The organism is Micromonospora sp. DH13 (genome assembly GCF_020873825.1).
GTDB classification, from domain to species: Bacteria; Actinomycetota; Actinomycetes; order Mycobacteriales; family Micromonosporaceae; genus Micromonospora; species Micromonospora haikouensis.
In genome coordinates this window covers 95,479-108,995 of record NZ_JAHWGR010000028.1, presented here as the reverse complement: position 1 = coordinate 108,995, position 13,517 = coordinate 95,479, and the positions used below count along the sequence as shown (strand labels likewise).

Here is a 13,517-nt window from a genome sequence, read left to right as displayed (position 1 = left end):
GTCCCCCGGCACGACCCCCACGCCGGGGGACCCCGCGCGGGAAAGCGCCCCGCCGGAGGGCGGAACGGCGGAGGGCGCCGCGCCGGCGGGCGGCGCGCCCGACACCGCCGAGGCGTCGGTGCTGCCCGAGCTGGAGGACCGGGCGTGGATGCACCACGCGACCGAGTTCGCCCACACCACCTTCTGGGCGGTGGCCCGCCGGCTGCCCCGGCTGGTCCGCGAGGCGGTCGCCCTGGCCTGGGCGACCAACCGCCGGGACACGGCCGCGTCCATCGGGCTCAACGTGGCCGCCGGGGTGATGACCACCCTCGGCCTGCTGGCCACCACCGGCGTGCTGCGCGAGCTGTTCGCGGCGGGCCCGACGCCGGACCGGATCCGGGCGGCGCTGCCGGCCCTGGCCCTGGCGGCGGCGGCCGTGACGGCCAAGGGCGCGCTGACCATCGCGGCCGGCTGGGCGCAGGCCCGCCTCACGCCGCAGATCAACTACCAGGTCGAGCTGCGGCTGTTCGAGGCGACCACGGCCGTCGACCTCGCCGCGTTCGACGACGCCGGGTTCGCCGAGGAGATGGACCGGGCCCGCGAACGCGGGGTGACGGAGGCGGCGTTCGTCGTCGACCACACCGTCAACCTGATCACCGGTGTGGTCGGGGTGCTCGCCACCGCCGCGGCGGTCACCGTGATCCAGCCGCTGCTGCTGCCCTGCCTGCTGCTGGCGGCCGTGCCCGAGGCCGCGACCGCCGTGAAGACGGCCCGCCGGCAATACCTGGAGATGCTGGCCCGGTTCAACCGTCGTCGCCGGATGTGGATGCTGGCCAACCTGATGGCCAACCGGCACACCGCCGCCGAGATCCGGGCGTACCAGATGCGCGACTTCCTGCTCGGCGAATACCGCAAGATGATGGCCACCGAGACGCGGGCCCACCTGCGCCTGGTCCGCGTCCAGACCCGGACCAGGGTGCTCGGCACCGCCACCGCCGGCCTGGCCACCTTCGGCGTGTACGCGGTCCTCGCCGGCCTGCTGCTGGCCGGCATGGTGGCGCTGGCCGCCGCCGCGACGGCGCTGATCGCCCTGCAGTCCGCGCGGTCCAGCCTCGGCGTCGCGGTGTTCGCCACCAACTCGCTCTACGAGGACGCCCTCTACTACCAGGACTACCGGGACTTCCTCGACCGCGCGGTCGGCCGGACCGCCGCCGGGGGCGACCGGCCGACCGGCGGGTTCGACGTCATCGAGCTGGACCGGGTGAGCCTGCGGTACCCGGACACCGACCGGCTGGCCGTCGACGAGGTCAGCCTGGCCGTCCGCCGGGGGCAGGTGGTCGCCCTCGTCGGCGAGAACGGCTCCGGCAAGACGACCCTGGCGAAGCTGATCGCCGGCCTGTACCAGCCCACCGGCGGGACGATCCGCTGGGACGGGGTCGACGCGGCCGAGCTGGACCCGCGCCAGGCCGGCGCGCAGGTCGCCGTGCTCACCCAGGAGTGGTGGAAGTTCCCGTTCACCGCAGGGCAGAACATCCGCGTGGGCCGGCACGACCGGCCCGCCGGGCACCGGGGGCCCAGCGTGGAGGACGCTGCCCGGGCCGCCGCCGCGCACGACATGATCGTCGGCCTGCCCTTCGGCTACGACACGCTGCTCGACCGCGAGTTCAAGGACGGCCACGACCTCTCCGGCGGCCAGTGGCAGCGCCTCGTCGCCGCTCGTGGCCTCTACCGGGACGCCCCGCTGCTGATCTGCGACGAGCCGTCGGCGGCGCTCGACGCCCGCGCGGAGCACTCCCTCTTCCAGCACCTGCGGCGGCGTCCGGACCGGGCGGTCGTACTGATCACCCACCGGCTGGCCAATGTCCGGCACGCCGACCAGATCTTCGTGCTGGAACGCGGCCGACTCGTGCAGCAGGGCACCCACGACGAGCTGGTCGCCGCCGACGGGCTCTACCGGGAGCTGTTCCACCTCCAGGCCAGCGGCTACGTCGCCGACACCGAGGGCGTCGCCCCGCCGCCCTGACCGCCGCCTTCGAAGGCGCCGCCGTGCGGCCGGCGACAGGAAGGCTTCGCGCACCGGCCGTCGACACCGGAAGCGCCGCTCACCGGCCGCCGGGACAGTGGCGTCAGCAGACCGTCACCGGGTGCCGGACGACGCCGTCGAAGAGGTACCCGAGGTCGTTGTGTCGGGCCCGGCCCGGCTGGCCGGCGCCGGTGGCGTCGGTGGCCCGCGCGCGCAGCGTCACCGGGCCGGGCCCCGCCGGCCGCCAGCGGGCCGTCCAGCGTTGCCACGGGCCGCCCGCGTCGGCGCTGACCAGCTCGGCCGGTCGCCAGCCGCCGTCGCCGGTGTGCACCTGCACCGACCGGATCGGGCCCGCCCCCGACCAGGACCGGCCACGCAGCAGCACCTCCGCGCCGGCCGGGACGCGGGCGTCCCAGGGCAGCTCGAAGGCGCTCTTCACCGACTGCGCGCCCAGCGCCGCGCCGTCGGCCGGGTAGCCGGGGCCGAACATGCGGTAGAGCTGGGTGTTCCACGGCGAGAACAGGGCGGTCGCGGAGACCTCGACCGGGCCGACCCACTTGATCGAGGAGACGCCGATCCAACCGGGCACCACCACCCGCACCGGGTGGCCGTGGTCGGGCGGCAACGGCTCGCCGTTCATCTCGTACGCCAGCAGCACGTCGTCGAGGGCCTTGCCGACCGGCAGGGGGCGGCGGACCCGGCCCAGGTTCACGCCGCCCGTGACGTACTCCGGGTCCAGCCCCTCCGGCATGACGTCGACGGCCGCGCCGGTCAGCCCGGCCCGGCGCAGCACCTCCGCGAGCCGCACGCCCCGCCAGTGCGCCACGCCGACGCCGCCGAGCCCCCACGCCACCCCTGGCGTCGGCCGGCCCTGCTGACCGGCGAAGAACCGGCGGCCGTTGCCGGCGCACTCGACGAGCGCGGTGACCCGTTCGGCGGGCAGCCCGCGCAGGTCGTCGTAGCCGAACTCGACGGGCCGGTCCCGGGTGGGCGCGCCGCGCAGGCCGTCGCCGAACAGGCTCAGCCGCCAGGTCCCGGCGTCGATCCGCGGGGTGTGGGTGTGGTTGCGGACGAAGAACCGGTCGGTCGGCACGACGTACCCCTGCCCGGCCATCGCCTCCCAGCGCATCTCGGCGTTGGTGTCGTGCCGGGCGAACAGCTGCGGCGGCAGCGGCTTGACGATGCCGGGCGGGCCGTCGCCCGCGTCCGCGGCGGGCCGGGAGTCGGGCGCGCCGGACCCGGAGCCGGGCCCGGCGGCCCCGGAGTCGGTCGCCCCGGGGTCGGTGCCGACCGGCTGGGGTGCGACGGCGACCGGCTCGCGCTCGGCCGCGGCGGCGGCGAGGGCGGTCATCGCCGCGCCGAGTTCGAGCAGGCGCGGGCGGGGGACTCCCGCGCCCCGGGCCCGCCCGGCGAGCCACTGGCGGGCCCGCCGGGCGTCGTGGTCGGCGTCGTCGTGCGACAGGTGGTGCGGCATCGGGGTTCCCTCCGGCTCGGCGACAACTAACTCCTATTGAACCAGTAGGAGTTAGCGGGGCGTCGCCGGCGGTGCTCCTCAGGTCGCCGCGACCAGCGTCACCACACCGGCGGCCACCAGCACCCCCGCCCACAGCCGGTCCACGTTGAACCACGCCCGCCGCAGCACGCCGACGCCGAGCACCTCGTACACGACCACGGCGGCGGCCAGCGCGACGCCGAACATCGCCACCGTGTGCGCCCCGGCGGCGGCCAGCCCGGGCAGCGCCCCGGCAGCGGCCTGCCCCGGCAGCGCCCCGGCCGCCGCCAGGTGCCCGGCGTGCCCGCCGCCGGCGACCGGCTCGGCGAGCAGCACCGGCAGCAGCATCAGCCCCGCCCCGTGCGCCGACGACATCAGGAACGACCAGCCGGCGAGCTGCGCGTTCGACAGCCGCATCCCGGCCCAGCGGAAGTGCCGGCGCGACAGCAGCCGCCACAGCCCGAACCCGACCAGCAGCACGCCGCCGGCGACCGCCACGGCGGTGCTCGCCGCGACCGACCGGGTGGCCGTGACCAGCGCGGCCACCACGCCGACGGAGACGAGGTGGCCGAGCGCGATCGGCGGCAGCGACGCCAGCAGCACCCGCCGGCTGCGCTCCTGCAACCCGCGGGCCACCGCGAACAGCCAGCCCATGGCCGGGTTCAGCCCGTGGAACGCGCCGAGCCCGGCCAGCGTCAGCCAGGTCGTCGCGGTCACGGGAAGCAGTACGAGTCGGAGGACGCGTCGCCGCCCTGCAGCCGGGTCTGGTGCACCCGCAGCCCCCGGAACTCCTCGCCGCGCGGGAAGAACCGGGCGTCGGGGGTGAGGCCGCCCGCCTCGGTGTCGACGTCCAGCTTGGCCAGCCACGCGCCCACTCCGTCGGGATAGAACTGGTCGTCCCACGAGCCGTAGAGCGAGTTCGACACGTACACCCGGCGGCCGTCGCGGCTGATCTCCACCATTTGCGGGCCGCCGGCCAGGGGCTCGTCGGGGAAGCCGGGGTGGGGGGTGCGCCGCACGATCCCGCCGAGGCGCACCGAGCCGGTCAGCACCGGGTGGAACGGGTCGCTGACGTCGTACTGGCGCAGCTCGCCGGTTCCCCAGCAGGAGACGTAGAGGAACCGGTCGTCCACGGACAGGTCGATGTCGGTGACCAGCGGCGGCACGGCCCCGAACGGCTTGAGCAGGTCGGGCAGGTCCGCCGCGTCGGCCGGCTCGGCGGGGATGTCGATCACCTTGGTCACGGCCCACGCCTCGCCGTCGCGGTGCCACAGCCAGATCGAGGCGGACAGGTCCTCGACGCTGATCACCACGCCGACGAAGCCGTAGGTCTGCGTCGGATCGTGCGCGGGGCGCAGCTCCAGGGGCATCTGGTACGCGTCGCCGAGGTCGACCCGCTGCACGTGCCGCCGCCTGGCCAGGTCCCAGAAGTGGATCGCGTGCCCGTACCGGCGGCCGAGCAGCAGCTCGCCGACGATCCCGTCCTCGATCATCGACGGGGTGCCCCACTCGCTGGTCACCAGTACGTCGTGGTTGAGGTGCCACCAGAAGTCGTACGCGAGGTGCTGCGGGCCCCGGTCGGCCTCCCACGCCCCGCGTACGTCGAAGGTGGTGTGGTCGAGGATCGCGATGCCGCCGGGGCCGTCGGCGTCGCCCGCCCCGCCGAGGGCGGACAGGTAGATGCCGTCAGGCCCGCAGTGCACGGTGTGCGGGCGGGAGTATCCGGCCCGCTCGGCCAGCTCCCCGGGCTCGATCACCTTGACCAGCTTCGGCGCGCGCGGGTCGGGCTTGGTGTCGTACACGTGCACGCGCGACGAGCGCAGCCCGGGGACGATCAGGTAGCGGCGCTCGACGTGCGGGTGCGGCGCGGTGGGGCAGAGCGCGCTGCTGCAGGCGTTCCAGCCGAAGTGGTGCAGCTCGTCGCCCGTGTGCGGCAGGTCGGTCCAGCCGACCACCCGCCCGTACTCGGGGGAGTCGGGGTCGGTGTCGAGCACGGCGAGCGCGTCGGGCCGCTCGGCGGCGCGGTCGAACGCGGCGACGTACGCCAGCTTCTCGGCCGGGGCCTGCGCGGCCTCGCGCGGCGACGGGTAGAACGACGGGTCGGGGGTCCAGCGGGTCATCGGGTCTCCGGGTCGGGTGGTGGGCGGCTCCAGGTGCGGGCACGCCGAGGCGGCCGCGGGCGAGAGCAGCCTACTAACCCGATAGGTTATGTGGGTAGTGTGCCGGCGTGGTCGTCCCACCCCTCAGGAGGCGACAGTCGGCCGGATGCCCGTCAGGCTGGCCGGTGGGCGGCGAGGAAGTCGGCGAGCACTTGGGTGTGGGTGGAGAACGCCAGCTCGACCGGCTCGGTGACGACCAGCCACTCGGTCGCCTCCTCCGTCGGCGCCGACGGAGGCAACTGCCCGGCGGCCTGCTCCGGCAGCGTCCCGAAGACCATCATGGTGCCGCCCGCCGGCGCCCCGTGCACCGCGAACAGCTGCGCGTCGTCGGCGGACGCCACCAGCCCCGTCTCCTCCCGCAGTTCCCGCACCAGGGCCTCCTGCCACGCCTCGCCGTACTCGATGAAGCCGCCGGGCAGGGCGAGCAGCCCGCGCGCGGGCTCGATGTCCCGGCGGACCACGACCACGCCGAGGCCGGTGTCGGTGCGCACCGGCAGCACCGCGACCGCCACCGGCGTCGGGTTGCGCCACACGGTCTGGCCGCAGGCCGCGCACACCCGGGGCCAGTCGGCCGCCGCCGGGTAGCCCGCGCCGCAGTAGGAACAGTGGGAGTACGGTGCGCCGGTCACGCCCGGCACGTTACCGCGTCGGCCGCGCGCCTCCGGCCCGGGTGCCGGCCCGGGTGCCAGCCGGCTGGCCGGGGCAGTGCGGGGCGCTGGTGGGGGCGGGTCAGGGGCGCAGGGCGGCGCGGGCGGCCATCAGGGCGAAGCCGAGCAGGTTGTCGCCGCGCCAGCGGGCCGGGTCCTGCGCGTCGGGGTCGCCGGCGGCCAGGCCGATGCCCCACACCCGGTCCACCGGGCTCGCCTCGACCAGCACCCGTTCGCCCGTGCCGAGCAGGAACGCGCGCAGGTCGTCGTGCGCGGCGAACTTCGCGACGCTGCCGGCCACGACGATGTCGTACCGGTGCGCCGCCCAGGCGGCCTCGTCGAAACCGCGGACCGCGCGCCCGAGCGCCTTGGCCCGCTGCGGGTGCCCGGCGGTGAGGACGCGCGCCGCCGTGTCGTGGTCGCCGAACAGGATGGCCTTGTGCCACATCATCCAGTGCTCGGCGGTGGCGTAGACCCGGCCGTCCACCGTGAACGGCGCGGGCCACCACTGGCTCAGGCAGCCGGCCCCGGCCGTGCCGTCCGGCCGGGGGCGGTGCCCCCAGAAGTGCAGGTAGCGGACGCGGGTGCCGGCGTCGCCCAGGGCGAGCAGATCGGCGACTGAGCGGGGCGACATGGCCGACAGTCTGCCGAACGCCCCCGACACCGCGCCGCCGGTTTACCCGTGGCCGGCCTGAGCGGGTCGACCCGCCCGGCCGGTCCGGCCCTAGCCGGCCGTGGTACTTGCCGGCCAGGCCGACCTGCCGGGCCGATCTACCGAGCGGACCTGCCGGCCGCAGGCCCCGGCGGTCACCCGGCCGGGGCCCCCGTGTACGCCTCCGTGGTCCGCCGCGCCGCCGCGGCGGCCTGGGCCGGATCGGTGCCGGCCGCCGCGCTCGCCTCGCCCCAGAGCCGGCTGACCGTCACCAGGAACTCCCGGCCCTCGGCCGAGGCGGCCCACTCGGCGCCCCGCGCGGCCGGGTTGTCGTCACCGCCGTCCCCGGAGTGCAGGTAGGTGGCCAGCCCGACCAGCCCCATGTCCCAGCCGACCCCGACCGCCCCCGGCCCGAACTGGTCCCAGATCGCGTCGTCGACGTGCGCGACGTGCTCCAGCGTGAACCGGGTCCGGCCGCCGGGCTCCGGGGACAGCCGCACCTCGATCCAGCTCACCTGATCGCCCATCTCCCAGGTGGCGGCGAAGCTCTCCGGCGGGTCGCAGCGTTGCACCTCGCCACCCGCGTTGCCCTCGAACTGGTACCGGCCGTGCAGCCGCAGCTCGCCGCTGATCGGCAGGAACCAGCGCGGGATGCGGTCGGCGTTGGTGCAGGCGTCCCAGACGTCCTCGACCGGCGCGTCGTACGTCTGACTGATGGTCATGACCCGGGCCTGCCCGGTGGGCAGCACGCGGCTGCCCACCCGACGTTCCACGGCACTGATCTGGTGCGTCGCGTCGATCATCCTGGTCTCCTCTTCTCGGCTCTCTCGTTCTCGGGTGCCGCGGCCTCCTGGGCCCCGGCGGCCTGCGTGGCCCCGGTGGGCTCCCCGGGTCTGTCGGCTTCCGCGGCGAGGCGGCGTTCCCGGCGACCCCGCGCCAGCTCGGTGGCCAGGGCGTGCAGGGGCGGGGTCCAGAACCGGCGGAAGTGGCCGAGCCAGTCGTCGACCTCGCGCAGCGGCTCCGGGTTGACCGCGTACAGCCGCCGGGCCCCCTGCGGGCGCACCGTGGCGAAGCCGCTGTCGCGCAGCACCCGCAGGTGCTGGGACACGGCCGGCTGGGAGATGCCGAACTCGGCCCGGATCACCTCGCAGACGGACCCGGCGCTCCGCTCGCCCTCGGCGAGCAGTTCGAGGATCCGCCGGCGTACGGGCTCGCCCAGCACGTCGAAGGCATGCACCCACCTTTTATATCAGAGCCGCCTTATATAAGCCGAGGTTGACCAAAAACTCCTCGGGCGGCGTGTCGATCCCGGCCGGTCCCGTTCGTATGGAGGGTGAAGGGTGGACATGGAGGCCGGCAGCGTGCCGGCCGCGCGACCGAGGAGGACCACATGGGGCAGTACCTGATCAGCATCTATCACCCGGCCGACACGGGGCGGCCGGACCCGGAGTTCCTCGCCGGGGTGATGCGTGAGGTCGCGGCGATCCACCACGAGCTGGTGGAGGCCGGCTCCTGGGTCTTCGGGCAGGGCCTGCACGCGCCGGAGACGGCCACCGTGCTGCGGGCCGACGGCGACGGGATGCTGGTGACCGACGGTCCGTTCGCCGAGGGCAAGGAGTACCTCGGCGGGATCACCATCGTGTCGGTGCCGGACCTCGACGTCGCCCTCGACTGGGGCCGCCGCTACGCGCGGGCCACCACCCTGCCGGTCGAGGTCCGTCCCTTCGCGGGCGGATCCTGACCGGCGTGCCCGGGCACACCGACGTCGGGTCCACCGACGTCGAGCGCGCCTTCCGCGCCGGCCACGGTCGCGCCGTCGCGGTGCTGATCCGCCTCCTCGGCGACATCGACCTCGCCGAGGAGGCGGTCCAGGAGGCGTTCGTCGAGGCGGCGCGGCGCTGGCCGGTCGACGGCACGCCGCCCAGCCCCGACGGCTGGATCATCACCACCGCCCGCAACCGGGCCGTCGACCGGCTGCGCCGGGAGGCGACCCGGGCGCGGCGGCACGCCGAGGCGGCCCTGCTGCACGCCCCCGCCGAACCGCCCGAGGAGGGGCCCGTGCGCGACGACCGGCTCCGGCTGCTCTTCACCTGCTGCCACCCGGCGCTCGCCCCGGCCGCGCGGGTCGCGCTGACCCTGCGGCTGCTCGGCGGGCTGAAAACCGCCGAGATCGCCCGCGCCTTCCTGGTGCCCGAGCCCACCATGGCCCAGCGCCTGGTCCGCGCCAAGGCCAAGATCCGCGACGCCGCCATCCCGTACCGCATTCCGCGCGACGCGGACCTGCCCGACCGGCTCCGCGCGGTGCTCGCCGTGGTCTACCTGATCTTCACCGAGGGGCACACCGCCAGCGCCGGGGAGCACCTCGTCCGCGACGACCTGTGCGCCGAGGCGATCCGGCTCGGCCGGCTGCTCGTCGAGTTGATGCCCGACGAGCCCGAGACGCTCGGCCTGCTCGCCCTGATGCTGCTCACCGAGTCCCGCCGCCCCGCCCGCACGGCCCCCGACGGGGATCTGGTCCCGCTGGCGGAGCAGGACCGCAGCCGCTGGGACCACGCCCTCGTCGCCGAGGGGCACGCGCTCGTGCGCCGCTGCCTGCGCCGCGCCCGCCCCGGCCCGTACCAGCTCCAGGCCGCGATCGCCGCCGTGCACGGCGACGCGTCGAGCGCCGCCGACACCGACTGGGCCCAGATCCTCCAGTTGTACGACCACCTCGCCGCCCTCGCGCCGAGCCCCGTCGTCGCGCTGCACCGGGCGGTGGCCCTCGCGGAGGTACGCGGCCCCGCCGAGGCCCTGGCGGTCGTCGACGAGTTGGGCGGCGCAGCCTCGCCGCTGCTCCGCTACCACGTCTACCACGCCGTCCGCGCCGACCTGCTGCGCCGCCTGGACCGCCCCGAGGAGTCCCAAGAGGCGTACGAGACAGCAATCGCCCACACCGCCAACACCCGCGAACGCACCCACCTCGCTCGCCGCCTGGCGGCGCTCGCACCCCCGTGATCGTCTGTCGAGAAGTGAGCCGACACGCCGACGATCGTCTCCGAAATCAGCAGACGATCGAGGACGCCTTACCACATCCTCGCCCCGAGCGGGCCTCGTCCACAGCGGAGCCCCTGTCCACAGCCGGCGGCCGGCGGGGTTGCGGCGCGGGGACGGCCACCGACACCGTCCATGCCGTGGACGAACCGCTTCGAGCGCTGCTGGACCGCCATGACGGCCTGCTCACCCGGACGCTGGCGACCCAGGTGGTGCCCGCCTGGGTGCTGCGACACGCGGTGGACACCGGCGACCTGCTCCGCGTGCTGCCCGGCGTCTACGTCGAGTCGTGCCGGACGCGGCCGGGCCGTGCTGGGCTCGCCGCGCCCGCGCCTGGCTCTGCTGAAGTTGCCGTGCTCCCGCCCGGCTCGGCTGGGCTGGCTGCGCCTCTGTCCGGCTCGGCTGGGCTCGCCGTGCTCCCGCCGGAGCTGCGGCACCGTGCCGCCGTGGCGTACGCCCAGGGGCGGGGCGCGCTCGGCGGACCCACCGCCCTGCACGCCTGGGGCGTGCGCCGGCAACCCGACGACGAGCCGGTGCACCTCGACGTGCCGGCCCGCTCGGGGCTCCGCTCCCGGCCACCGCGCCTGGTGTTGCACCACCGGCACGGCTTCCGCCCCGAGCCGCCGCAGGCGGTGACCCGCCGGGGCCTGCCCGTCGTCCGGCTGGAACGGGCGCTGGTCGACGCCTGGCCGCTGCTGCCGGCCGTGGACCGCCCCGCCCCGCTGATCCGCGCCGTCAACGACGGCCTGACCACCCCGGCGCGCGTCGGGGAAGCGCTCGCGGAGGCGCCCCGGCTGGCCCGCCGCGCCGCGCTGCGCGTGCTGCTGGACCGACTGTCCGCCGGCTGCCGCAGTCCCCTGGAGGTGTGGGGACACGACCACGTCTTCACCGGGGCGCAGCTGCCCCGGCTGCGCCGGCAGTTCCGGGTACGGATCGAGGGGCGCACCATGTATCTCGACGTCTACGCCGAGCGGGAACGGGTCGACTTCGAGCTGAACGGGGCGACCGCGCACGGTGACCCCCGGCAGCGGGAGATCGACCTGCGCCGCGACGCGCTGCTGGCGACCCGGGGCATCCTCGTGGTCCGCTTCGCCCACCGCCGGCTGGTGCGCGAGCCGGACCGGGTACGCGCCGAGGTGCTGGCCATCCTCGCCAGCCGCCGGGCGGGCTGACGGGCCGCCGGCGTGGGGAGGCCGGCGGTCAGTCGCGCAGGGTCCGCAGGATGCGGGCCAGGTGGGCCCGGTCGGCGGGGCTGAGCCCCCCGAAGAGGCGCTCGGCCTCGGCGTGCCGGGCGGCGCGGATCGCCGCGGCGACGCGTACCCCCTCGTCGGTGGGGGTGACCAGGGTGGCCCGCCGGTCGGCCGGGTCGGGGCGACGGGCGACCAGGCCGCGCTCCTGGAGGCCGTCGACGACCTCGGTGGCGGAGCGCGGCGCGATGCGCAGGTGCTCGGCGAGCGCGCTGAGCCGCAGCGCGCCGTGCCGGGTGAGGACGCCCAGCGCCCGCGCCTGCCCGGGGTTGACCTGCCACGGTTCGAGGGTCTGCCGGGACAGGTGGCGCAGCCGGCGGGCGACGGCCCAGAAGCTCTCGGCCAGTCCCTCCTCGTCGGCGCTCACCGCAGTGGCGGGGCTCACCGGGATGTCGGCGCTCACCGGAATACGGTAGCAGAGAATGCTGTTGCTCCCTCATGATGAGGTAACCTCAGCATTGTTCCCGACGAAGGGCGGTCCCTTGGACACACCCACCACCCACCGCGAGGGCCGGGGCGGCCCCCGCACCGTCAGCCCCGCCGAGAAGGCCCAGGCCCGCCAGGTGCCGCTGCGCCGGGTCGGCCGGCTCTTCGCCCCGTACCGCTGGCAGCTCACCACCGTCACCGCGATCATCGTGGTCTCCTCGATCGTCGCCATGGCCTCGCCGTTCCTGCTGCGTGCCGTGATCGACCGGGCCCTGCCGGAGCGCGACCTGACGCTGCTGTCCCGGCTGGTCCTCGGCATGGTCGCCGTCGCCGTCGTGACCGCCGCCCTCGGCGTGGTCCAGACGTGGCTCTCCACCCGCGTCGGCCAGCAGGTCATGCACCGGCTGCGCACCGACGTCTTCGCCCACCTGCACCGGCAGTCCATCGCGTTCTTCACCCGCACCCGCACCGGCGAGGTGCAGTCCCGCATCACCAACGACATCGGCGGCATGCAGACGGTGGTCACCTCCACCGCCACCTCGATCGCGTCGAACCTCACCACCGTCGTCGCCACCGCCGTGGCCATGGTGGCGCTGTCCTGGCGGCTGTCGCTGATCTCCCTGGTCGTGCTGCCGCCGTCGATCTGGCTCACCCGCCGGGTCGCCCGGATGCGGCGGGAGATCACCGCCCAGCGGCAGCGCGAGCTGGCCGACCTCAACGTCACCATCGAGGAGGGGCTGTCGATCAGCGGCGTGCAGCTCAGCAAGACCCTCGGCGCGGGCGGCGCGCTCGTCGACCGGTTCGCCGCCTCCTCGGCCCGCCTCGTCGACCTGGAACTGCGCTCCGACCTCGCCGGCCGCTGGCGGATGGCCTCGATGAGCGTCATCTTCGCCGCCATCCCCGCGTTCATCTACCTCGGCGCGGGCCTGCCCGGGGCCGCCGGCACGCTCAGCATCGGCACGCTGGTCGCGTTCACCGCCCTGCAGGGTGGGCTGTTCCGGCCGCTGATGGGCCTGCTCGACGTGGGCGTCTCGGTCACCGCGTCGATGGCGCTGTTCGCCCGGATCTTCGAATATCTCGACCTGCCCGTCGAGGTCGACGACCCCGCCGACCCGGTCGACATCGACCCGCGCCGGGTGCGCGGCCACGTGCGGATCGAGGGCGTCACGTTCACCTACCCGGGCAGCGACACCGCCGCCCTCGCCGGGATCACCCTCGACGTGCCGGCCGGCACCGGCCTGGCCGTCGTCGGGCACACCGGCTCCGGCAAGAGCACCCTCGCCGCCCTGGTCAGCCGCCTGCACGACCCGACCGCGGGCCGGGTCACCATCGACGGCGTCGACCTGCGCGACCTGCGGCTGACCGACCTGGCCGCCGTCGTGGGCGTGGTCAGCCAGGAGACCTACCTGCTGCACACCACCGTGCGGGAAAACCTGCGGTACGCCCGGCCGGACGCCACCGACGCCGAGATCGAGGACGCGGCCCGCGCCGCGCAGATCCACGATCTCATCGCCGCCCTCCCCGACGGGTACGACACCATGGTCGGCTCGCGCGGGCACCGGTTCTCCGGCGGGGAGAAGCAGCGCCTCGCCATCGCCCGCACCCTCCTGCGCGACCCCCGGGTTCTCATCCTCGACGAGGCCACCAGCGCGCTGGACACCGAGACGGAGCGCGCGGTGCAGCGGGCGTTCGACGAACTGGCCCGGGGACGCACCACGATCACGATCGCCCACCGGCTGTCCACGGTGCGCGACGCCGACCAGATCGCCGTGCTCGACCACGGCCGCATCGTCGAGTCCGGCACCCACGCGAGCCTGCTCGACCGCGCCGGCCGCTACGCCACCCTCGCCGCCTGACCCCCG

General features: G+C 75.4%; 13 protein-coding genes. 5 read left to right on the top strand and 8 right to left on the bottom strand.

Annotation, left to right across the window (positions count from 1 at the left end; all coding sequences use genetic code 11):
* Window positions 1-148: 148 nt before the first annotated feature.
* Window positions 149-2,002, top strand: a complete 1,854-nt coding sequence (locus LPA42_RS24205) for an ABC transporter ATP-binding protein (protein WP_077937766.1) — start codon at window positions 149-151, stop codon at window positions 2,000-2,002.
* Window positions 2,003-2,105: 103 nt separating this feature from the next.
* Here LPA42_RS24205 and LPA42_RS24200 read toward each other — a convergent pair whose 3' ends face one another.
* The 7 genes from LPA42_RS24200 to LPA42_RS24170 form a co-directional block, all read right to left on the bottom strand.
* Window positions 2,106-3,476, bottom strand: a complete 1,371-nt coding sequence (locus LPA42_RS24200; protein ID WP_077937749.1) for a molybdopterin-dependent oxidoreductase — start codon at window positions 3,474-3,476, stop codon at window positions 2,106-2,108.
* A gap of 78 nt (window positions 3,477-3,554) precedes the next feature.
* Window positions 3,555-4,211 carry a hypothetical protein gene (locus LPA42_RS24195; RefSeq protein ID WP_077937750.1) on the bottom strand — a complete coding sequence of 219 codons (657 nt, stop codon included), beginning with the start codon at window positions 4,209-4,211 and terminating at the stop codon, window positions 3,555-3,557.
* The gene (locus LPA42_RS24190) at window positions 4,208-5,614 is read right to left on the bottom strand and encodes a selenium-binding family protein (RefSeq protein ID WP_077937751.1); all 1,407 of its coding nucleotides are present in this window, start codon (window positions 5,612-5,614) and stop codon (window positions 4,208-4,210) included. Before LPA42_RS24190 ends, LPA42_RS24195 begins: the two co-directional genes overlap by 4 nt.
* A gap of 152 nt (window positions 5,615-5,766) precedes the next feature.
* Entirely contained in the window at window positions 5,767-6,282 is a 516-nt protein-coding gene (locus LPA42_RS24185; RefSeq protein ID WP_077937752.1) for an NUDIX domain-containing protein, read from the bottom strand.
* 100 nt (window positions 6,283-6,382) lie between these two features.
* A complete protein-coding gene (locus tag LPA42_RS24180; protein ID WP_198956563.1) occupies window positions 6,383-6,934 on the bottom strand; it encodes an NADAR family protein in 552 nt (183 codons plus the stop codon).
* A 173-nt stretch (window positions 6,935-7,107) separates the two neighbouring features.
* Complete coding sequence (locus LPA42_RS24175) at window positions 7,108-7,755, bottom strand: SRPBCC family protein (RefSeq protein WP_077937754.1); 648 nt, start codon at window positions 7,753-7,755, stop codon at window positions 7,108-7,110.
* A complete protein-coding gene (locus tag LPA42_RS24170; RefSeq protein WP_077937755.1) occupies window positions 7,752-8,189 on the bottom strand; it encodes a helix-turn-helix transcriptional regulator in 438 nt (145 codons plus the stop codon). The genes LPA42_RS24175 and LPA42_RS24170 overlap by 4 nt, the downstream gene beginning before the upstream one ends.
* 153 nt (window positions 8,190-8,342) lie before the next feature.
* On the opposite strand from LPA42_RS24170, the gene LPA42_RS24165 reads away from it, so the two are divergent.
* From LPA42_RS24165 to LPA42_RS24155, 3 genes are all read left to right on the top strand, one after another.
* Entirely contained in the window at window positions 8,343-8,693 is a 351-nt protein-coding gene (locus LPA42_RS24165; RefSeq protein ID WP_077937756.1) for a YciI family protein, read from the top strand.
* A 5-nt stretch (window positions 8,694-8,698) separates the two neighbouring features.
* Window positions 8,699-9,946: an RNA polymerase sigma factor gene (locus tag LPA42_RS24160; RefSeq protein ID WP_077937757.1), complete on the top strand. Its 1,248-nt coding sequence runs from the start codon at window positions 8,699-8,701 to the stop codon at window positions 9,944-9,946.
* Between the two features lie 176 nt (window positions 9,947-10,122).
* Entirely contained in the window at window positions 10,123-11,154 is a 1,032-nt protein-coding gene (locus LPA42_RS24155; RefSeq protein ID WP_077937758.1) for a DUF559 domain-containing protein, read from the top strand.
* Window positions 11,155-11,182: 28 nt separating this feature from the next.
* Here the strand turns inward: LPA42_RS24155 and LPA42_RS24150 are convergent, their stop codons facing one another.
* Window positions 11,183-11,632 carry a MarR family winged helix-turn-helix transcriptional regulator gene (locus LPA42_RS24150; RefSeq protein ID WP_228986883.1) on the bottom strand — a complete coding sequence of 150 codons (450 nt, stop codon included), beginning with the start codon at window positions 11,630-11,632 and terminating at the stop codon, window positions 11,183-11,185.
* 79 nt (window positions 11,633-11,711) lie between these two features.
* Here LPA42_RS24150 and LPA42_RS24145 point away from each other — a divergent pair, with 79 nt between their 5' ends.
* Complete coding sequence (locus LPA42_RS24145) at window positions 11,712-13,511, top strand: ABC transporter ATP-binding protein (RefSeq protein ID WP_077937759.1); 1,800 nt, start codon at window positions 11,712-11,714, stop codon at window positions 13,509-13,511.
* The last annotated feature ends 6 nt before the right edge of the window (window positions 13,512-13,517 follow it).

Coding starts and splice junctions, on each gene's coding strand:
- LPA42_RS24205 (WP_077937766.1), top strand. CDS start 149: ATGCACCACGCGACCGAGTTCGCCCACACCACCTTCTGGGCGGTGGCC.
- LPA42_RS24175 (WP_077937754.1), bottom strand. CDS start 7,755: ATGATCGACGCGACGCACCAGATCAGTGCCGTGGAACGTCGGGTGGGC.
- LPA42_RS24200 (WP_077937749.1), bottom strand. CDS start 3,476: ATGCCGCACCACCTGTCGCACGACGACGCCGACCACGACGCCCGGCGG.
- LPA42_RS24165 (WP_077937756.1), top strand. CDS start 8,343: ATGGGGCAGTACCTGATCAGCATCTATCACCCGGCCGACACGGGGCGG.
- LPA42_RS24180 (WP_198956563.1), bottom strand. CDS start 6,934: ATGTCGCCCCGCTCAGTCGCCGATCTGCTCGCCCTGGGCGACGCCGGC.
- LPA42_RS24190 (WP_077937751.1), bottom strand. CDS start 5,614: ATGACCCGCTGGACCCCCGACCCGTCGTTCTACCCGTCGCCGCGCGAG.